Source organism: Bradyrhizobium sp. LHD-71, assembly GCF_031157255.1.
Taxonomy (GTDB): domain Bacteria; phylum Pseudomonadota; class Alphaproteobacteria; order Rhizobiales; family Xanthobacteraceae; genus P52-10.
Genome location: NZ_JAVIFX010000016.1, coordinates 44,242 through 64,729, shown reverse-complemented (window position 1 = coordinate 64,729; position 20,488 = coordinate 44,242). Strand labels below are relative to the sequence as shown.

Below are 20,488 nucleotides of genomic sequence, written 5' to 3'. Positions count from 1 at the left end.
CGTTGTCGGTACCTTGGGGGAGCGGTGAGTACCAGCTAGTTTTCCTCACACACCTGTGAGATTTGCTGACAGGTTGGCTGAACCTACTCCGACCTCGATATCGCCGCGGAGTAACGTTCCTCGCGCCGGCTCAACGAAGGTCCCATATCGTCCAACGAGCGTGTGCGAGCGATCTCGTCGGTGAAACAGGCTGCTTCATCCAGCAACCAGTTGACGAACGCCTTCACGCGCTGCTTGTTGGGACCATCAGTTCGGTAGAGAAGATAGAACGACTTGAAGCGCGTTCGGGGTCGGTCGAGTGCAACGACGAGGCGCCCCGCGCGTACGTCTTCTTCAACAAGGACCGCAGGCCCGAGTGTCACACCAAGACCTTCGAGCGCGGCCTGAATAAGCACATGGTAGTGTTCGAAGCGGAGCTTCTTTTTCGGCATCGGCAATCCGGTCACCGACAACCAGTCTTCCCATGAACCTGCATGTGTATCTGAAACAAGAATCGTGTGCTTCAGCAGATCGGCAGGCTGCTTGAGCGGCTTCTCCTTCAGCAACTGCGGGGCGCAGACCGGTGTGCCGAAATCTTCAAGTAAGCGCACACATTGATAGCCTTCTCGCGTCATGGGACGCCGGCGGACGATGACGTCATACGTCGATCCCAGTTCCTTCAACGATTGCGTCGACGCCGACAGACGTGCCTCGGTGCTCGGATGCAACCGCTGGAATGCACCCAGGCGGGGAAACAGCCAGTGCAGCGTGAAAGTCGGCAGAGCATTGATGCGAATAAGTCGGGCTGCTGACGGCTCGATCAATCGCTCTGTCGCAGACGCAATGCGATCGAGCGCTGCTCCAACTTCGCCGGAGAATCGCTGCCCGACTTCGGTCGGCTCAAGCCCGCGCCCGGAAGGAGCGAACAAGGGCGCGCCGAGGAACTGTTCCAATATCCGGACCTGACGGCTGATGGCGCCGTGCGTAACTCCGAGTTCTCTCGCAGCCGAGCTGAAGCTGCGCAAGCGCGCTGCGGCTTCGAACGCGCGCAAGGAATTCAATGGTGGTAAACGGCGCATGCCCTGAGACGTCCCTCTGCATTGTTCTTGTTGTGTTGTCGAGCATCCTATATGACACCGCTCCAGCCTTCAGGATTGCAAATCAACCTGCAGATTGTCGCAGTCGTTCCAAACTTTGTAACGGCGCCACCGCTGTCGCGCTCTCGTGCCTGCTGTCGACGAATGTATCCACGTGCAAATGCGAGATCATGCACCGTCGGCACGCTCTCTCATAGCCTGTAAGAATCTCTCACAAGTCTGAGAGAAAAATTCGCTGGCACCAATCGCCTTGCCCTTATACGCACGACCGATGGTGGATGATGGGATGAGTCTATCTCCACCGATAGCGACAATATCGGAGGGGGCGTAGTGCCAGCGAATCTGACTAGAGTATTCGGAAGCTGTTTTGTGGGCTCGGCGGCGGGACTGATCGCACTGACGGGAGCGCAGGCTGCAGATCTGCCTGTGAAGGCGAAGCCTGTGGAGTATGTAAAGATCTGCTCTCTGTATGGAGCAGGGTTCTATTACATCCCGGGCACAGATACCTGCATACGCATTGGCGGCCACATTCGCGCCGAACTCGGCTTCAACAGCCGCGGCACCGGGAATCAATCCTGGTTCGTTGGCAACGGCAGCGCAACGAACACCCGCGATCACGATCATTTCTTCACCCGCTCGCGCGTCTACGTGAACACGGATACCCGCACGCAGACAAGCTTCGGCACGCTACGAACCTACTCCGTGATCCGCGTCCAGGTTGATACGCCGGTCGGCACTGCTGGCTCGGCAGGCGCGCTCGCCGTCAACGCCGGCATGATCCAATGGGCTGGATTCACCATTGGCCGCGCCAGCACGTCGTACTTCGACAACCCGTGGGCTTACGCGACCAAATGGGGCATCAACGGCTGGCTGGGTAATCCCGATACCGCTGGCGGTCGCTTCGTCGCCGCCTACACGCACCAGTTCGGCAACGGCGTCTCCGCTACGCTTGCCTTGGAAGACGGCAAGGAGCGCAAGCGCGGCAACTACAATGGCGCTAACTCGCTTTCGCAGTGGGGCATCAACACGCCGACCGTCGACACGCGCGGCGGCAACACCTGGCCGGATATCGTTGGCCAGCTTCGCATCGACCAGGCTTGGGGTGGCTTCCACCTGTCGGGCAACCTCGTGAACAATCACGTGGCCTACAACTGCGGCGGCACGTCAGGCACCACGACGGTAGCACTTGGCGGATGCTCCGAACTCGCCGGGAATCCCTCCGATAAGATTGGCGGCGGCGTCAACGTCGCATTCAAATTCAATCTTCCGACTGGCGTAAGAGACGCGCTTTACGTCGCCGGCACCTACTCGATCGGCGCCACGACGGACGTCTTCAATAACATCGCTCCAGGATCCGCGTTCGGCATCTTTGGCAGCAGCAATCTTGCCTACCAAAGCATCGTCGGCGGCTATGTGTGGGACACGGTCTATTCCAGCACACCTCGGCGTGGCGCCGGTCTTGTCGTCGGGCCGAGCGGCCAGCAGCTGACCACTGCCTACGGCGGATCGATCGCCTTTGAACACGGCTGGAATGCGGAGTGGCGTACGTCGGTGTTCGGCGGCGCGCAGGTGCTCGACTACAACGACACCGCGAACGCGATCCTCTGCTCGCGCCATGTGCCAGGCGGAGGCGCAGGAATCTTGTCGAACGCTCTTACGACCTGCAACATGGATTACCGCGTGGTCGGCGCAGGCTCGCGCACCTACTGGAGTCCGGTTCGCGACCTGACGATCGGCGCGGAGGTGATGTGGACCAATCATCACTCGGGCAACAAGGGCGCGATCTACACCTCGCCAACGATCGCAGGCTTCAAGCCCAATGCAGCCTATGAAGTCAAGGACCAGAACGTGTTCTCGGGCATGTTCTCCGTCCGCCGCTTCTTCTAACCGACGAACGGCAAAGCCGCAGTCACAACGTCCCTGGCGGCTCCAAAGGCCCGGCGCTCCTCCGCCGGGCCTTTTTTCTATTGTTTTGCGCAATGCGTAAGCAATTCGGCGACGTCGCGTTGTCACGCGCCAGGCGATATGATGTGCAGACGACACTCCTTGCCGGGCCAGCCGTGGCCAGCAAGGATCTGTCAGCACGGCTTGGGACGAGCTGGGCTCTGATCATGGCGGAACAGTGCAAAGCGCCGCCGCGTTATCTGCTCGTTCTCAAGCTACGTGCATGCTGGGTCATTCATCTCAGAGGGCGAAATCCATGTCACCCGGTACCTTGTCTGCACTTCGATTGCTGGTTCCTTTGATGGCGCTGGTCATGTTGAATTCAATTCATATTCCTCAACTTCACGCTCAACAGTCCGGATCGCCTCAAGCGCCGGAAGGCCAGAGTACGGGGAATGGTGCTCCGAAAGCGCCACCGGCGTCCGAAGCTCAGCCCGGCAATGGCACTCAGCCTCAAAAGGACGCCCAGCCTCAAAAAGACGCCCAGCCGCAGAAGGACGCACAGCCCCAAAAGGACGCTCAGCCTGCGAAGGAGCCCGACCCAAAGGGCGCGGGAATACCTGCGCTCGTGGTTGACGGCGATCAGATGCAAGGCGTGCTCGGCAAGCAGGTTCGCAGCAGCACCGGGGAGGACATGGGCCGCATCGTCGACGTCATCATCGACAAGGCCGCACGTGTGCGCGGTGCGGTGATCGATTTCGGCGGATTTCTCGGGGTCGGTAATCGTCAGATTGCCGTTGCGTGGAATGCGTTCCGGCCCCCGCCGCAAAACAGGCCGGGAACGCTGGTCGTCGATTTCACGCGCGACCAGCTGCGCGTTGCTCCGGCCTACAAGGCGGGCGAACAGGTCGTGCTGCTGGGGCCGACTGAAGCCTCAACGCCGCCGGCACCGCCTGCCGCGCCGCCAACGCCTGCCGCACCCGCCGCGGCCGGCGCATCAGAAAAGGACTCGCCGGCCAAAGAGCCGCCGGCCAAGGAGCCGCCTTCGAAATAGGCGAGATTGGCTGGTGCAATGCACGATATTCGTCGGCGCTCGAAAACCCGCGAGGGAGCTCTCAAGCCAGATCCATCCATGCCGCAGCGAAGCGGGCGCGGGCTTGACTGGTTTGTCTTTTTCGTTGCCGACGTCCAGACCGGATTTGGTCCTTTCATAGCCGTCTACCTGACGTCGCAGAAATGGACCCAGGTCGATATCGGCTTCATCCTCACCGTCGGCGGCCTGATTTCGCTATTCGGTCAGATCCCCGGCGGCGCATTGCTCGACAGGATGCAATCGCCACGGCGCGCCGCAGCCATCGCCGTCAGCCTTATCTGCCTCAGCGCACTCATCCTCGCGCTGTGGCCGACCTACCCCGGCGTTCTGCTGTCTCGCATACTGCAAGCTGGCGCGAGCTGCGTTCTCGGGCCGGCGATTGCAGCCCTGAGCCTCGGGCTCGTGCCCCGACATAGAATCGGCGATCGATTTGGCCGAAACGCTGCATTCGCCTCCGTCGGGACCGGCCTCGCCGCAGCGGTGATGGGCTTCGTCGGATACTACGTTTCAAACCAGGCGGTGTTCTTCGTTACCGCCTTGCTCGGCGTACCGGCTCTACTCGCCCTGTTCCAGATCAAGCGAGAGCACATCGACGTCACGCGATCACATGGCGGCGTGGCGGCGAAGCTTTCGAGCTTCGCTGATGCGATCAAGATTGCCACCAGTCACAGGATCATTTTCATCTTTGCGGGCTGCGTTTTTTTGTTTCACCTCGCGAACGCCGCGGTGTTGCCGCTGATCGCCAGCGGTTTCACCCTTCGCTCGAGCTCGATCGCAACCCCGCTGACCGCGGCGGCAATGGTCATCCCTCAGTTCATTGTCGCCCTCACCTCGCCCGTTGTCGGCCGGCTGACGAGTTCGATCGGCCGCCGTCCCTTGCTGCTGACCGGCTTCGGCGCTCTCGTTATCCGAATTATGCTGACGGCACAGATCACCGATCCGGCAATGATTGTCGCCGTTCAGATATTCGACGGCATTGCGGCCGCCGTACTCGGCGTGCTCGTGCCGGTCACGGTCGCTGACATCACGCGCAACATGGGTCACTTCAATCTCGTTCAGGGAATCGTTGCATGCGCGATGGGAATCGGCGCGGCCATCAGCACGACGATGGCCGGCTATCTGGCCGACCGCTTCAGCACGTATACCGCCTTCCTCGCACTCGACGTCATCGCCCTGGTCGGACTGCTTGCGATCTGGGTAGGGATGCCTGAAACCCGTCCCGACGACGATCAATCGTGATTGAGGATCATCCGGCCGCGATGTGCGGCCGGAACGCCGGCCGGTCAGCCTGCCGGAAGATAAGCTGCCGGTAGATCGACAGATAGTCCTCGGCCATTCGACGCGACGTGAATCTTTCCTCGAAGCGTCGCCTCACGGTTTCGCGTGACAATGACGGAAGATGGTTGATCGCACCGACCGCGCTGATTTCGTCCTCGACGACAAAGCCGGTCACACCATCCTCGATGATCTCGGAGACCGAGCCTCTGTTGTACGCGATCACCGGCGTTCCGCACGCCATCGCCTCGATCATCACCAGGCCGAACGGTTCTGGCCAATCGATCGGAACAAGCAGCGCAACCGCGCCGGCGAGAAATTCGGATTTTCCGGCGTCGGAGATTTCGCCAATGTATTCGACATGCGGCAGGTCAAAGAGCGGGCGAATCTCGTCCTCGAAATAATCGCGGTCCACCGCATCGACCTTGGCCGCGACTTTGAGCGGCAAGCCGCACCGCTCAGCGATACGTACCGCCCGATCGACACGCTTCTCTGGCGATATTCGCCCGAGGAACGCAAGGTAGGAGGGTTGGACCGGCCGCGGTGACAGCAGGTCCACAGGCAGGCCGTGATGGACAGTCCCCGCCCAGCTCGCTCTGTGAATAGGTCGCCGCTGCGAATTCGAAATCGACACCACGGGTATCGACGAGAAAGTTTCGAACATCGGTTGATGTTCGGGCAGATCGAGACGCCCGTGCAGCGTCGTTACGAACGGCACGCTTTGTCGCGACATCACCGAGAACGGATAATAGTCGAGATGCAGGTGAATTATGTCGAAGTCATTCGCCCGCCGGCATATTCGCTCGATCATTGCCATGTGGAGCGCATTGGGGTCGCGCACTGATCCGTCAAGCCGCAGCGCCTTCGGCCACATCGCCTCCAGCGTTGCTTCGGTCCTGGAATCTCCGCTTGCGAACAGAGTCACGTCGTGCCCCAAGCCGACGAGTTCCTCGGTTAACCATGAAATTACCCGCTCGGTCCCGCCGTACAGCTTCGGTGGCACGGCTTCGGTAAGTGGCGAAACCTGGGCAATACGCATCGACTGCACCCTCCTTACTAAATGACTACGCAATCGACGCGATTTGCATTCCCGTCCCGCGCCATAGCGATAGGAACAATTTTCAACGTTCGGAGTCGTTCCCGCATGGCAACAAAATTTGCCACTCAGGCGTTGAACCGCCGAAGGGGACCAGATTGATGCGGGACATCACCGAGTGGCGGCAGCGGCCTTTGGCCTATCTTTTTCACTACGTCGCGCAGCGTCCGGTTTCGCATGCCGTGATTTTTTGTGCGGTCGTTGTAGCAGTTGCCTGTTCTGTAAGCACGCAATACGGCATCAAGCTTCTCGTCGACACATTGACGACACAACTAAGTTCGCCTTGGGGAGCATTTGCCATACTTGTGTCGCTGATCGCCGCGGACAATCTTTCGTGGCGGCTAGCGAGCCTGGTGGCCAGCTACACGTTCGTGCAGGTAACAGGTGACGTCCGTCGCGACCTGTTTCGCCATCTCACCATGCATTCGCCCAGTTTTTTCTCGGACCGTCTGCCCGCCGTGCTGACGAGCCGCATCACGGCCACGTCCAACGCGGCATTCACCATCGAGAACATGTTCGTATGGAACGTGCTGCCGCCTTGCCTGGCTTCAGTCGGCGCGATTCTGTTTCTTGCAAGTGTGAATTTGGCGATGGCGGCCACCCTCCTCGTCATCGCCGGTATCGTGGTGGTCGTTCTTTTCCACTTCGCGTCGCGTGGGAAGCCCCTGCATCATGACTTTGCGAGCAAAGCTGCGCTCGTCGACGGCGAAATGGTCGACGTCGTCGGCAACATGGCGCTGGTCAAGGCGTTTTGCGGACTGGGCCGCGAGCACATGCGGTTCGATCAGACTGTGCAGCATGAGTTGCATGCGCGGCGAATGAGCTTGCTCTATCTGGAGCGCATGCGCTTCGGGCATGCGCTCGTGACGGTGATCCTCACCCTGTGCTTGCTCGCCTGGGCACTGATCTTGTGGCAGCAGGGCAAGGCGAGCGCCGGCGATGTGGTCATGGTCTGCACGCTAGGCATTTCGGTTCTGAGCGCGACACGCGATCTCGCCGTCGCCCTGGTCGACGTCACGCAGCATCTGGCGCGACTGTCGGAAGCAATCTATACGCTGCTTGTACCACACGACCTGCTCGACCATCCGGACGCAGTGCCGCTCGTTCATGATGGCGCTGATATCACCTTCAGCAAAGTCTCGTTCGGCTATCCTTCGGGCAAGAACGTGTTCGAGAACTTCGACCTGCACATCCGGTCCGGCGAACGGGTCGGCTTGGTTGGACCTTCCGGCGCGGGCAAGTCGACGCTGTTTACACTGCTCCACCGCTTCTATGACGTCGATGGCGGCGAGATCCTGATCGACGGTCAGCGCATCTCCCGCATCACGCAGGAAAGTCTCTGGAACGCTATCGCGACCGTGCCGCAGGATACCGCGCTGTTCAACCGGTCGCTCCTTGAGAACATCCGCTATGGACATCCGGACGCCACCGATGACGAGGTGTGGCGCGCAGCCATGGACGCGCGTTGCAACTCGTTCATCGAAGGGCTGCCCGATGGCCTCAACACGATCGTCGGCGATCGCGGGCTGCGGCTTTCCGGCGGGCAGCGCCAGCGAATTTCGATCGCGCGCGCTTTCCTGAAGAACGCGCCTATCTTGCTTCTGGATGAAGCAACATCTGCGCTGGATACCGAGTCCGAGGAGGCAATTCGCGAGGCGCTTGGCAGGTTGATGGCCGGCCGCACGGTCATCGCCATCGCCCACCGGCTTTCCACGCTGCGCCAGTTCGATCGCATCGTGGTGATCAATGACGGAAAGGTCATCGAAGACGGCCCGCCGACAACGTTGATCGAGAACGGCGGACATTTCAGCCGTCTGGTCAAGAAGGAAGCGCGATTGCTTTCCGTCCGCGCAGCGTAGGCCTGCTTCTGGTCCGTTCAGATGGTCAAAGCGTTTCGGTAACTTTGCTGAGATTGGGCGGACGGTCGGGATCGTACCCCATCCGTCGCGCCGTCTGCTCGATTGCGAGGTACGCCGGCAGCAGCATCGCGATCGGATCGCAGATCGGATGATCGTCGCCGATCCACGGCAGCGTTCCGGCAGGTCCACCCACCGCAAAAATGGATCGCTTGTTGCTCTCGAGTTCGCGCACCAGCCCATCCACCAGACTGGATGCCGCATCATCGGCGCGAAGCGCGAGCACAGGCGTGGTCGATGTCACGGCCGCGAACGGACCGTGCCTGAGTTCGGCCGCACTATAACCGAGAGCTGGCAAGCGAAGGGTCTCCGTGAGCTTCAGTGCAATCTCGCGCGCCGCTCCAAGCCCATATCCGCGGCCGATCACGAATGCCGCCTGCGCCTGCTCAAGACTGTTGCCCCACGCGCTCCAGTCGCAGCCAAGTGCGCGCGCGAACCTGTCCGGCAGGCTGTTGATCCGCTCGACGAGCCGATCGTCCGCCGTGAGATACGCGACGAGCTGCGCGCCGCGGACCATCGACAGCGCGACCGTTTTCGTCGCCGCTACCGCGCGCTCCGGCCCCGCTTCGATCGGCAGCACCAGCTCGGCCGCTTGCGCCGCCGGAGACGTTGCGTCGTTGACCAGCGCCACCGTAAGCGCACCGGAATCCCGGGCCTGTTGAGTTGCGGCGACGAGATCGGGGCTGCGGCCGGATTGCGATATCACGACGAACACGATCTGCCGCATGTCATGAGTCCGTCGGTAGGCGGTTACGACCGACGGGGCGGACGCGGAAACGAGCAAGCCTGCGCGGATCTCGAACAGGTAACGAAGAAACACACCGACATGACCGGAGCTGCCGCGCCCGCATATGACGACAAAGCGAGGATCGAATTCTCGAATGCGGTCGGCGACGGCCCGAGCTGCTGATTGCCGTGACAACAGTCTCTCGGTCGCCACCGGAATTTCAGCGATCTCATGCGCCATCGCAGTCGAGGTTGGTTCAGGCAGGGTCATGCATCAACTCGCCGATTGCAGAGCGGAGGTTTCCATGGTGTTGCTGCAGGACGGTCTCGGCATGGTCGAGCTCGAGACCCAGACCGAGCAGGATCGCGAGCTTCACATCGCCATCGGCCCGCTCGACGAAGCGGGTAGCGTCCTTTGCGCCGCAGCCGACGATCTGATCGACGATGACTTCAGCGCGGCGCCGCAGCTTCGCATTGCGTGCCCGCATGTTGACCATCAGTCCGCGATAGACCCGACCAAGTCGAACCATCACCGCCGTCGAAAACAGATTGAGAACGATCTTCTGGGCGGTGCCTGCTTGCATCCGCGTGGAGCCGGCGACAACTTCCGTTCCCGTCTCGACCAATATCGGGTGACGCGCGGCATCGAACAGCGGAGCGCCGCGGTTATTGGCGATGGCAATCGTCACTGCACCTCTTTCGCGCGCGGCTTTCAGGGCACCGACCGTGAAAGGCGTCGTTCCGCTCGCGGCGACACCGATGACGACGTCGTTCTGACCGATCCCGGCCTCAGCGATCGCCCGCGCCCCCTCCTCGCTGCGATCCTCCGCACCTTCAGAACTCTGCACCAGCGCGTTCATTCCGCCCGCCATGACGAACACGAGCCGGTCAGTTGGCCAATTGTAGGTGGGCGGCAGTTCGGTCCCGTCCTGTACCGCTATTCGGCCTGACGTACCCGCGCCGACATACACCAGCCGGCCTCCTCGCTCGAGGGCGGGTGTTGCATCGTCGACCGCGGCGCTGATGCTGGCGAGCGCGCCTCGCACCGCTGCCGAAGCGGCGAGCTGTCCCTCGTACATGGCGTTGACCATGTCGCTCGTCGACCAGGAATCGAGGTCAACAAAACGCGGACTGATTTGTTCGGTCGCCATTGCCTTTCCTCACGCGGTCTCGAAGATAGCAGACCATTCCTCGGGTGACTGAGGAAAAGCCGCCCTGCGCCGGGCCAACAACAGCGCGCCTGCAACGGCGTCTTGTTCGGGCGGAGAGAGGTGGGCCCCGATGTCCGATTCGAGCCAGGCGCTCAGCGGCTCTGCAAGCCCGCCAAGCAGGGAGACCCGAGGCGCACCGAACTCCAGCAATCGGCGAACGAGAACACCAATCTGCTGCGCAGCGCTTGCGACGATCCGGCGCGCCGATTCATCACCTGCGTCTGCATGCCGTAAGACCAGAGGGGCAAAGCTCGCAAAATCGGTCGCCGTTGCACGCTCCGACCAGGCGACGACCGCGAACGCATCATCGTTGAATCTGGCCATGAGCTCACGCGCCAGCGGCGTCGGTCCGATCCGGCCGTCATGCGCGCGCAAGGCCGTGCGAATGGCGCGCAAGCCGATCGCGGCGCCGCTGCCTTCATCTGAAATCGGAAAGCCGTAGCCGCCGACGCGCAGCACGCCACCATTCGCAACGGCAAGACCCACACTGCCCGTCCCGGCAATCACGATACCGCCGTCCCGCCCGCCATGAGCGCCGAGGCAGGCGATCACCGCATCGTTGGCGTAAACGACGGTACGAAACGGATGCGGCCGGCGCATCAATTCCTCGAGCGCGCCCTTTCGACCAATTCCGGCAAGCCCGACGCCGGCATGCATCTCCGCGAGAGCCTCCGCAGGAAGTCCCGCGTCCTCGGCGGCCGCGAGGCTCGCCCGCGTCAAAGCAGCGATCGAGCTGTCAATGCCAAGTCGCGTCGCTGCGGCTCCTGCCATTCCCGCACCAAGATATCGTCCCTCATCGTCTTCAATACGAGCGCGGCAGCTCGTTCCGCCACCGTCGATGCCGATGAACAAGCGAGTACCCTTTGGGATATTGCCACTCATGCGACGGCTCGCCGAACACCATCTCCAGGACTTCGATCCCCAGGACTTCCGTTTCCAAGACTTCCGTTTCCAAGACTTCCGTTTCCAAGACTTCCATTTCCAGGATTTCGGCAGGCAGCTTTCGTCGCCTGAGCCGACGTCCGCTGATAAAACACCTGCCGCGTGGCACCGGTGATTTCCTGGCTTTGGAAAGCGTTGCGTTTTCCTCCGAGCGCGACTGATCCAGTCCCACGGAACGTTTGCCGGCATTCGGCGGTTCCATTCTCACGAGGAAGTGGCGATGATCCGCGATGTTTGGCGAACCTTGCCGGCTTGTTACCTACATCGTGAAACTTGGATGAAAATCTGGCCTTGAAAGAAGCGGATCATATGGAACCAGCCTCCGGGTCCGGAGCAAAGAACGCCGCGTTTGCGCTGACGGCGGATCGGATCTTCGACGGACATCGCTGGCACGAACGCGCGGCGGTGCTGATCGAGCGCGGCCTGGTCCGCGGCATTGCCGCTGCCGGCGATGTGCCGGCAGCTCTACCGCGTCACGACCTGCCGGTAGGAACGCTGCTGGCGCCGGGATTCATCGATCTCCAGGTCAATGGCGGTGGTGGCATACTTCTCAATGACGATCCGACGCCGGCGGCAATGGCGGCGATTGCTCGCGCGCACCGCCGTTACGGGACGACCGCGTGCCTCCCGACGTTCATCACCGACACCTTCGCCAAGGCGAAGGCTGCGATCGCCGCTGCCAGGGTTACTGCCGGCAAGGACGGCATTCTTGGCCTGCACCTCGAAGGTCCCTTCATCAGCCCGGCGCGCCCGGGCATTCATCCACCCGACCGCATCGCCTCCGCGACTCTCGCCGATCTCGAATGGCTTACCGGTCTGGCGTCTGCCGGCCGTTCGCTTATTACTCTGGCGCCGGAATGCGTTCCGGCTGGCTTCGTACGCACCTTGGTGGGCGCCGGTGTACGAGTGTCAGCCGGCCACAGTGAAGCAAGCGCCGCCGTCATGATGGCCGCCATCGCCGACGGGCTCAGCGGCGTCACGCATCTTCACAACGCGATGCCCGCGATGATGGCGCGCGAGCCGGGCATCGTCGGTACGGCGCTGTGCGAACCGCGCCTGACCGCCGGCATCATCGCTGATGCTATTCATGTCGATCCGCTGGTCGTGCGCGCGAGCTTTGCCGCAAAGGGAGCGGACGGCATCGCCCTGGTCACCGACGCGATGCCAACTGTCGGCTCGACCGAGGATGGATTTGAGCTGTTGGGACGGTCCATCAAACTGCACGATCAAAAGCTCACGGATCAGAGCGGCACGCTTGCCGGCGCGCATCTCGACATGGCGTCCGCCGTTCGGATCGCAGTGACGCTCGCCGGTGTTCCAACCGGCGATGCACTTCGTGCGGCCTCACTGACGCCTGCACGATATCTTCGGATCGATCGCGAACGCGGCAGCCTGCAGGCGGGATCGCGAGCCGATCTCGTCGCTTTGACCCCAACATTCCATGCCTTGGCTACCTGGATCGGCGGCGAGCGCTTTGACGCGCACGAATGACCGTCGATCGGGATCGATCGCGGCCCGGCTGCGCGTCAGTTCCGCGACGCAATCAATCCGCGACCGACCACCTGGGCCTGGATTTCGCCCGCACCTTCGAAAATATTCAGAATGCGCGCGTCACAAAGCACGCGGCTGATCTCGTATTCGAGCGCATATCCGTTGCCCCCGTGAATCTGCAGGCTGTTGTCGGCGTTGCTCCAGGCGGCGCGCGCGGCGAGGAGCTTCGCCATGCCCGCCGGAACGTCACAGCGGCGTCCCTTGTCCTTTTCGCGCGCTGCGAAATAGGTCAGCTCACGCGCCAGCACGATGTCCGCCAGCATCAAGGCCAGTTTGTCGGAGACGCGCGGAAACGCGATGATGGCGCGGCCGAACTGCTTGCGATTGCGCGCGTATTCGAAGCCCAACTCGAACGCCCGGCGCGCGACGCCGACGGCTCGCGCTGCGGTCTGAATGCGCGCGCTTTCGAATGTGCGCATCAGTTGCTTGAAGCCGTCGCCTTCCCTGTTGCCCAGCAGACCGTCGGCAGGAACGGTAAAGCCGTCGAACGAAAGCACATACTCGCGCATGCCACGATAGCCGAGCACGTGGATCTCGCTTCCCTCCATGCCGGACGCAGGAAAGGGATCGGCTTCGGTGCCGCGCGGTTTCGGCGCGAGCAGCATGCTCAGGCCGCCGTGTCCCTTGTCGTCGGGATTGGTCCGCACCAGCATGGTCATGAGATCGCTGCGGCTGGCGTGCGTGATCCACGTCTTGCTGCCGGACACGGCCCAGTCGCCCGCGCTCGTGCGTACTGCCCGCGTGGCGAGGTGGCCCAGGTCGGAGCCGATATCCGGCTCCGTGAACACCGCCGTCGGAAGGACTTCGCCGCTCGCGATCCGCGGCAACCATTGCTGCTTCTGGGCGTCGGTGCCAGCAAGTCCGATGAGTTCGCCTGCGATCTCCGACCGCGTGCCGAGCGAGCCCGCGGCGATCCAGCCGCGGCTCAACTCCTCGGTGACGATGCACATCGCCACCTTGCCAAGTCCCAGGCCGCCAAAGGTCGTATCGATCGAAAGACCGAACACGCCGAGTTCGGCCATTTCGCCGACGATATCGTCAGGGATCAACGCGTTGTCCAGATGCCATTGATGGGCGCCGGGCACGATCCGGTCGGTGGTGAACCGGCGGAACTGGCCGCGGATCATGTCGAGTGTTTCGTCGTCGACGCCTTCATCGATGGTGTCGCCGGCAAGAATACGCTCCATCAACGCCGCACGCGTTGCGGCCATATTGCCGGTGCGCAGCAGTCTGTCGACCGCACGATCCTGCCTGAGCCGGCCGGCAGCGTCCTCAAGTCCGAGCTCGACCGGACGCACGATCTCGCTTTGGCTCATTGGCAGGCCGAATGCGAGCTGGGCGAGGTACTCGCCGAAGCCGATCTGCAGCACCAGCGCTTCGGCCTCGCCAAGCCGCTTCTGCGCCTGCAGCCTGCCGGCCCAGGCCGCAGCCTGTGTCAGCGCTTCGGAGACGGTTGCGATCCAGGCGAGGCCATGCACGGCGCGCTGTTCGCGATCGAGCACCTCGGGAGGAACTTTCCCGTCTTTATCAACTTTTGCGACGACCGCGCGGCGCGCGTCGTCGAGAAAGCGGGCGGCGGCGGCGGCAGCCTGCGCGAACGCATCGGCCAGTTCTTGCGGACGAAGACTCATACCAGACTCTGAATTCAAGACGATCGGACCGGCCCCGCAACGAGCTTGTCATCGTGGAGCTTGGCGATCTGTCCTTCCGACAATCCGAGGCAGCTGGCAAGCACCTCGTCCGTGTGCTCGCCGAGATGCGGCGCGCGCACCGGCAGGTTGCGTTCCAGTCCGCTGAACGATGCGACCGCTCCCGGCGTCAGGTAACGATGACCGCTCGGATGATCAATGTCCGAAAACAGAGGATTGTTCGCGGAGAAATCGCGGTCGGCCGCAAGGGCCTGGCTCAGCGTGCGGTAAGGTCCCCAGCAGACCCCGGCGCGATCGAAAGCCGGAGCAAGATCGGAGAGATCGCGGGACGCCAGGGCCGTCGCGATCATGGGGTTGAGCCGATCGCGGTGCTGAAACCGGACGCCTTCGTCGCGTGCAAACGAGACACCGAGCTCCTTCTCCAGCGCGGCAACCGCTGTGCCGAGCTGCAGGACCTCGATCAGTCCCGACCATTGCCGTGGCGTAATCGCAGCGATCATCAGCCGATGCTTGTCGCGCGTGAGAAAATCGCGGCCGAAGGCGCCGAACAGATCATTGCCGTAGCGCGGGCGGTCAGCACCGAGCACGCTGACTTCTGCGACCTGCCCAAGATTGGCGACCGTCGCCATCGCAACGTCGCTGAGCGGAATGCGCACCTCTTGGCCCTGCCCGGTCTCGCGACGATGCCAGTCTGCCGCCAGCAGGGCGAACGCGGCATACGCACCTGTCGTCACGTCCCACGCGGGCAGCACGTGATTGACGGGCTCGTCGCCGAGTGACACCGGACCAGTCATTTGCGGGATGCCGACCGCCGCATTCACCGTGTAGTCGAACGCGGGCTCGCCGTTGGCGCGCCCCATCACGCGGACGGTGATGAGGTCAGAGCGATGCTCGACCAGCCGTTCGTGGGCGAGAAAGCCTTCGGCCGGAAAGTTTGTGAGGAAGATGCCGCGTCCGGCTCCCGAAGCGGCGATCAACCGCACCGCCAGCTGCCTGCCCTCAGGACGGGTGAGATCGATGGCGATGGACTTTTTGCCTTTGTTCAGGCCCTCCCAGTAAAGGCTCGGCCCGCCGGGCACGCGCGGCCATCGGTGAAAATCCGGCCCGCCGCCAATCGTATCGAATCGGATCACCTCCGCGCCTAGTTGCGCAAGATACAGCCCGCAGGAGGGGCCAGCGATAAACGACGCGCCCTCGACGACACTGAGACCCTTAAGCAGTTGATACATTCGTCCGCTTCTTTTGCCTGTTCTGTTTCGATCGCAGCCACGACGGCACGCGTGCAGCTGCGTGAGGCAGCAACCACGCCGATTGCCCCCTTACCTCGCGCGATCCGCTCTAGCATCTCGACGCAATAGCCGGGCCTAGGTTCCGTACCGGAATGCGGCATCGTCAAGGTCGATCGTCGGGAATTCATCCTTCTCGACCCAGTAATCCTGCGTGTGCTGCCATTCGCGCTTGTCGCCGCGCTTTGGCAAGCGATGCATGTCGCGCATCAGATAGCCGGGATTGAAGTTCTCCGGATCGATCCATGACAGAATGGGCATGTCCTTGTCTTCGGACCGCAGCGTCACCGACACCGACTTGGCCTGCTTGTCCTTCATGTGCGGCAGCAGGCGGCAGACGAACTCGGCGACGAGATCAGTGCGCAGCGTCCAGCTGGCGCGGAAATAGCCGAACACCCAGGCGAGATTCGGCACGCCGGTGAACATCATGCCACGGTAGGTGACCGTCTCGGCCCAGTCGACCGGCTGGTTATCGACTGTGAAGGCGATATCGCCCATCACACTGAGGTGGAAGCCGGTCGCCGTGACGACAATGTCGGCGTTCAATTCCTTGCCTGACTTCAGAAGAATTCCGGTTTCCGTGAAGCGCTCGATCTCGTCGGTGACGACCGACGCCTTGCCGCTCTTGATCGCCTTGAACAGGTCGGCGTCGGGCACGAAAGCGATGCGCTGACGCCAGGGCCTGTACTTCGGGGTGAAGTGGGTGTCGACGTCATAGTCCGGGCCGAGCAGGTTGCGGATGTTGTCGAGCAGATCCTTCCTCACCTTCTCCGGCTTCTCGAACGACGCGCGGGTGAACGCGTCCTGTTCGTAGAGGATCTTCCGCCGCACGATCTCGTGGACCCATTCCTCACTGACCTGCAGCTTGCGAAGTTCCTCGGCGAGCTCGATCGCATTGCGGCCTGTACGGAAGTAGGTCGGGGAGCGCTGCAGCATCGTGACGTGGCCGCACTTGTCGGCGATTGCCGGCAGCAGTGTCGCGGCGGTCGCGCCGGACCCGATCACGACGACGTTCTTGCCTTCCGTCTCGAGGTCCTCAGGCCAGGTCTGCGGGTGGACGATGCGGCCCTTGTACTTGTCCATCTCCGCCCATTCGGGCGTGTAGCCTTCATCGTGACGATAGTAGCCCTGGCACATCCAGAGGAAGCTGCAGGTAAACAGCAGCGTCTCTCCGGTATCGGTGCGTACCGCCTCGACGGTCCACAGATTCTGGGCGCTCGACCAGCTCGCCGAGAGGATCTTGTGCTTGTAGCGGATGTGCCGATCGAGGCCATTCTCGTTGATCACCTCGCCCATGTAGGACTTGATCTCGGTTGCGGTCGCAATCGGCGCCCCGACCCAGGGCTTGAAGCTGTAGCCGAAGGTATGCAGGTCGCTGTCGGAGCGGATGCCGGGATAGCGGTGAGTCAGCCAGGTGCCACCGAAGCTCTCCTGGGTTTCAAGCACGACGTAGCTCGCGTCCGGCAGCTTCTTGGACAGCTGATAGGCGCTGCCGATGCCGGAGATGCCGGCGCCGACAATCAGGACCTCGAAGTGCTCGATCGTCCGGGCCTTGGACGCGCTGAAGGGTGCGGCTTGGTTCATGCTTGATTATCCCTTAAAATTACGCTGCATCCTTGCAAAGCGAGTACGCGCCAGGGGCGCGAACCTGGCGAGCCGCTACTTTTGCCGCAAGACTCGCAAGAGTGTAAAGCCAAAGAACGCGACAGCAGCCATCTGCCCGGCAGATGGCTGCGCAAAGTCAGCCTGAACCGCTGAACTATTGTGGCCGACGAGGCATTGCCTCCGCGCCGTTCCGCCATGGCAGCACATGAACGTTCGATGCTGAGCGGACGAATGGTTTCGGCTAGACTGCTCGGCGAGAAGGCGCAGGCCACGATGCTGCGAGACCACAACGAGGGAACAGATGCCCAAACGCACGAGCGCAAGCATCGCCAAAAAGGCCCGCGCAAAGGCTGAAGCGGACTTTGCGACCTGGCTGATGATGGCCAAGCTCGGCAGCTTTGACGATCTGCCGGCGGACGCGCAAGCGTGGCTGATGAGCTATCGGACTCACCTTGAGAAAATGCCCGAATCTGAAGCAACGCAGACCGCCATTCGAGAGGTCTACCGCGCCTACTACGCGCAGATGGGCGGCGCAGGAGAGGCGCCGGAACCTGCACGCGAACCCCGCCCTGCTGAAGGAGCCGTCGTCGACTTGAAGAACGTACGGACGGCCAAACTCGCCGCGAGCGCGCCCTCACCGGGCGGCCGCTCCAAGCGCCCGGTATCGCCGTTCCTGATTTTTGTCGGCATGGTCGCAGCGCTGGTCGCCCTCAAATTTGCCTTCGGTTTCTAGTCTCGTCGCGGCGGGCGGCCGGCCGGCTGCAACCGGCTCCGCCTGATCTTGCGTTGTCCGTGCGACGCCATTTCAGCCGGCAATGTGGACTGGAAGCGTCTCGTAGCCCTTCACAAAGCTCGAATAGACGCGCTGCGGCTCGTCCATCACTTCAATCGTGTCGTAGCGCTTCAGGATCTCTTCCCAGATGATTTTCAATTGCAGCTCCGCCAGCCGCAGGCCGACGCAGCGGTGGATGCCAAAGCCAAATGAAAGGTGCGTGCGCGGCCGCTTGCGGTCGATGATGAAGTCGTATGGCCTTTCAATCACCTCGTCGTCGCGGTTACCCGAGACGTACCACATCACCACCTTGTCGCCCTTCTTGATCTGCTTGCCCTTGAACTCGATGTCTTGCAATGCCGTGCGGCGCATGTGCGCGAGCGGCGTCTGCCAGCGGATCACTTCCGGAACGAAACTTTCGATCAGCTCCGGATTCTCCCGCAGCTTCTTATACTGGTCGGGGAACTTGCTCAGCACATAGATGCTGCCGGACAGAGTGTTGCGTGTGGTGTCGTTGCCGCCGACGATCAGCAGGATCAGGTTGCCAAGGAACGTGGCGAAATCCATGTTTCGCGTCGCCTCCGCGTGCGCCATCATCGAGATGAGATCGCTCTTCGGCGCCTCTTTGATGCGCTCATCCCACAGCTTCTTGAAATACTGTGCGCACTCGATCAGTTCGGCCTGCCGCTCCTCTTCCGTCGCGACCACGCCGTCGGGTCCGGGGATCGTCGTTGCGACGTCCGACCAGCGCGTCAGCTTGCGCCGGTCCTCCCAGGGGAAGTCGAACAGGACTGCCAGCATCTGCGTCGTCAGCTCGATCGAGACTTTGTCCACCCAGTTGAACGTCTCGTTGCGCGGCAGGCTGTCGAGACACGAGGCCGATCGCTTGCGGATGTTGAGCGCAAGCTCGTCCAGGTGTGTCGGCGTGAACATCGGCGCCACCGTCCGGCGCTGCGCGCTGTGCTGCGGTTCGTCCATTGCGATGAACATCGGCCGCCGCAACTCCGCCGGCGCGTCGCGAATGGTGATGCCGCCGAGCTTCGAATCGGAGGAGAAAACCTGATGGTTCGTCTCGACCTCCATGATGTCGTTGTATTTGGTGATTGACCAGAACGGGCCGTAGGTCTCGCTGTCGCAGTGATGCACCGGGTCTTCCTTGCGAAGCCGGTCGAAATACGGCCAGAACGTATCGGAACGGAACAGCTCGGGAGGACTCGGATCGAGTTGCTTGAGCGGCACTGAATAGGCGTGTTCGCGCGCCTGATCGAGCAGATTGATCGTGCCGTGCATCGGATAATCCTCCACGCGTTGCAATCATCCGAAAGCCGGATGACATTGGCTCCAGCCGGTTCGCTAGTCGAGCGTGACGCCCGCCTTTTCGACCACCTTTTTGAACTTCTCGGTTTCGCTGATGTAGAACTCCCTCAGCTTCTCAGGCCCGAGGTGACCGAGATTGCCGAAGTCGTTTTCGTCATTGTACTTGATAATGACCGGATCGCGGGTCGTCTCGGCGAAGGCCGCCGACATCTTGTTCACGATCTCCGGCGGCGTGCCGGCCGGCATCGCGATTGACGCCCAGGCGGTCAGCACGATGTCGAGGCCGCGCTCCCTGAATGTCGGCACGTTCGGAAAACTCTTAAGTCGATCCTCCCGCGCGATCGCCAGCGGACGCAGCTTGCCGGCCTCGATGTGCGGACGCATCACGACGGTGAAATCGAAGATCACGTCGATCGTTCCGGACAGCAGGTCGGCGTAGAGATTTGACGGTGTCTTGTAGGGCACGTGCACCATGCTGGTGCCGGTCGCCATCTGGAACATCTCCCCAAGCAGGTGCGTCGATGTCCCGGTGCCGGAGGAACCAAAGTTCATCTTGCCGGGATTTTTCTTCAGATGGGCGATGAGCTCCTCGACGGTCGTGTAGGGCGCCGCGGCATTGACGACCATGAGCAGCGATGAGTCAGCCATGCCGTTAACGGGGACAAGCGACTTCAGCGGGCTATAGGACAGTTTCTTGTAGAGGGATGGAAAGGTCGCCATCGTGCTCTGCGAGGCGTAGAGCATCGTGTACCCGTCCGGTTTGGCCTGCGCGACCGCTTCAGTGCCGACGATGCCGCCCGCACCTGGCTTGTTGTCGACCACGATCGGCTGGCCGAGCTTTTCCGACAGGACCTTGGCGAGGAACCGCGCAGAATTGTCGGTGACACCGCCGGCTCCGGAGGGCACCACCCAGGTGATCGGCCTGTTCGGGTACGGCACCTGTTGCGCGACAGCTGCCGTCGGCACGACCATTGAAAGCAGCGCGCTTGCAATCCCTGTTGCAGCCCTCATCCCTCACCTAATCATTGTTCTTTGGGCTTCGAGCCGCAGAGCATGCGGCCCAGCACTCGCCCCAAGCGCGAACCGGCA

16 protein-coding genes are annotated in these 20,488 nt (G+C 62.0%); 6 read left to right on the top strand and 10 right to left on the bottom strand.

The window, feature by feature from the left end; genetic code table 11:
• Positions 1-83 precede the first annotated feature (83 nt).
• Complete coding sequence (gcvA, locus tag RCO31_RS18665; protein ID WP_308969947.1) at positions 84-1,058, bottom strand: transcriptional regulator GcvA; 975 nt, start codon at positions 1,056-1,058, stop codon at positions 84-86.
• Between the two features lie 348 nt (positions 1,059-1,406).
• Between gcvA and RCO31_RS18660 the strand changes: the two genes are divergently transcribed.
• The 3 genes from RCO31_RS18660 (at position 1,407) to RCO31_RS18650 (ending at position 5,292) form a co-directional block, all read left to right on the top strand.
• Entirely contained in the window at positions 1,407-2,963 is a 1,557-nt protein-coding gene (locus tag RCO31_RS18660; protein WP_308969946.1) for a porin, read from the top strand.
• Between the two features lie 625 nt (positions 2,964-3,588).
• Positions 3,589-4,014 (top strand): PRC-barrel domain-containing protein, encoded by a 426-nt coding sequence (locus RCO31_RS18655; protein WP_308969945.1) that lies wholly within the window; start codon positions 3,589-3,591, stop codon positions 4,012-4,014.
• Positions 4,015-4,092: 78 nt separating this feature from the next.
• Positions 4,093-5,292, top strand: coding sequence for an MFS transporter (locus RCO31_RS18650; RefSeq protein ID WP_308969944.1), 1,200 nt, complete (start codon positions 4,093-4,095; stop codon positions 5,290-5,292).
• A gap of 7 nt (positions 5,293-5,299) precedes the next feature.
• Here RCO31_RS18650 and RCO31_RS18645 read toward each other — a convergent pair whose 3' ends face one another.
• A complete protein-coding gene (locus tag RCO31_RS18645) occupies positions 5,300-6,367 on the bottom strand; it encodes a glycosyltransferase family 4 protein (RefSeq protein ID WP_308969943.1) in 1,068 nt (355 codons plus the stop codon).
• Positions 6,368-6,525: 158 nt separating this feature from the next.
• On the opposite strand from RCO31_RS18645, the gene RCO31_RS18640 reads away from it, so the two are divergent.
• Positions 6,526-8,283 carry an ABC transporter ATP-binding protein gene (locus tag RCO31_RS18640; RefSeq protein ID WP_308969942.1) on the top strand — a complete coding sequence of 586 codons (1,758 nt, stop codon included), beginning with the start codon at positions 6,526-6,528 and terminating at the stop codon, positions 8,281-8,283.
• Positions 8,284-8,308: 25 nt separating this feature from the next.
• Here the strand turns inward: RCO31_RS18640 and RCO31_RS18635 are convergent, their stop codons facing one another.
• The 3 genes from RCO31_RS18635 to RCO31_RS18625 are packed head-to-tail and all read right to left on the bottom strand — an operon-like array spanning position 8,309 to position 11,159.
• A complete protein-coding gene (locus RCO31_RS18635; RefSeq protein ID WP_308969941.1) occupies positions 8,309-9,337 on the bottom strand; it encodes an SIS domain-containing protein in 1,029 nt (342 codons plus the stop codon).
• Positions 9,324-10,217, bottom strand: coding sequence for an N-acetylmuramic acid 6-phosphate etherase (locus tag RCO31_RS18630; RefSeq protein WP_308969940.1), 894 nt, complete (start codon positions 10,215-10,217; stop codon positions 9,324-9,326). Before RCO31_RS18630 ends, RCO31_RS18635 begins: the two co-directional genes overlap by 14 nt.
• Positions 10,218-10,226: 9 nt before the next feature.
• Positions 10,227-11,159: a BadF/BadG/BcrA/BcrD ATPase family protein gene (locus tag RCO31_RS18625; protein WP_308969939.1), complete on the bottom strand. Its 933-nt coding sequence runs from the start codon at positions 11,157-11,159 to the stop codon at positions 10,227-10,229.
• Positions 11,160-11,528: 369 nt separating this feature from the next.
• Between RCO31_RS18625 and nagA the strand changes: the two genes are divergently transcribed.
• The gene (nagA, locus tag RCO31_RS18620) at positions 11,529-12,710 is read left to right on the top strand and encodes an N-acetylglucosamine-6-phosphate deacetylase (RefSeq protein ID WP_308969938.1); all 1,182 of its coding nucleotides are present in this window, start codon (positions 11,529-11,531) and stop codon (positions 12,708-12,710) included.
• 35 nt (positions 12,711-12,745) lie between these two features.
• Here the strand turns inward: nagA and RCO31_RS18615 are convergent, their stop codons facing one another.
• The 3 genes from RCO31_RS18615 to RCO31_RS18605 form a co-directional block, all read right to left on the bottom strand.
• Positions 12,746-14,401: an acyl-CoA dehydrogenase family protein gene (locus tag RCO31_RS18615; RefSeq protein ID WP_308969937.1), complete on the bottom strand. Its 1,656-nt coding sequence runs from the start codon at positions 14,399-14,401 to the stop codon at positions 12,746-12,748.
• A 14-nt stretch (positions 14,402-14,415) separates the two neighbouring features.
• On the bottom strand, positions 14,416-15,648 hold the full coding sequence (locus tag RCO31_RS18610; protein WP_308969936.1) for a CoA transferase: 1,233 nt from the start codon (positions 15,646-15,648) through the stop codon (positions 14,416-14,418).
• A 135-nt stretch (positions 15,649-15,783) separates the two neighbouring features.
• On the bottom strand, positions 15,784-17,289 hold the full coding sequence (locus RCO31_RS18605; RefSeq protein ID WP_308969935.1) for an NAD(P)/FAD-dependent oxidoreductase: 1,506 nt from the start codon (positions 17,287-17,289) through the stop codon (positions 15,784-15,786).
• 322 nt (positions 17,290-17,611) lie between these two features.
• Between RCO31_RS18605 and RCO31_RS18600 the strand changes: the two genes are divergently transcribed.
• Positions 17,612-18,043 (top strand): hypothetical protein, encoded by a 432-nt coding sequence (locus RCO31_RS18600; protein ID WP_308969934.1) that lies wholly within the window; start codon positions 17,612-17,614, stop codon positions 18,041-18,043.
• Between the two features lie 72 nt (positions 18,044-18,115).
• On the opposite strand, the gene RCO31_RS18595 is transcribed toward RCO31_RS18600, so the two are convergent.
• Both RCO31_RS18595 and RCO31_RS18590 read right to left on the bottom strand, forming a co-directional pair.
• Entirely contained in the window at positions 18,116-19,372 is a 1,257-nt protein-coding gene (locus RCO31_RS18595; RefSeq protein WP_308969933.1) for a cytochrome P450, read from the bottom strand.
• 63 nt (positions 19,373-19,435) lie between these two features.
• Positions 19,436-20,410: a tripartite tricarboxylate transporter substrate binding protein gene (locus tag RCO31_RS18590; RefSeq protein WP_308969932.1), complete on the bottom strand. Its 975-nt coding sequence runs from the start codon at positions 20,408-20,410 to the stop codon at positions 19,436-19,438.
• Positions 20,411-20,488: the final 78 nt, after the last annotated feature.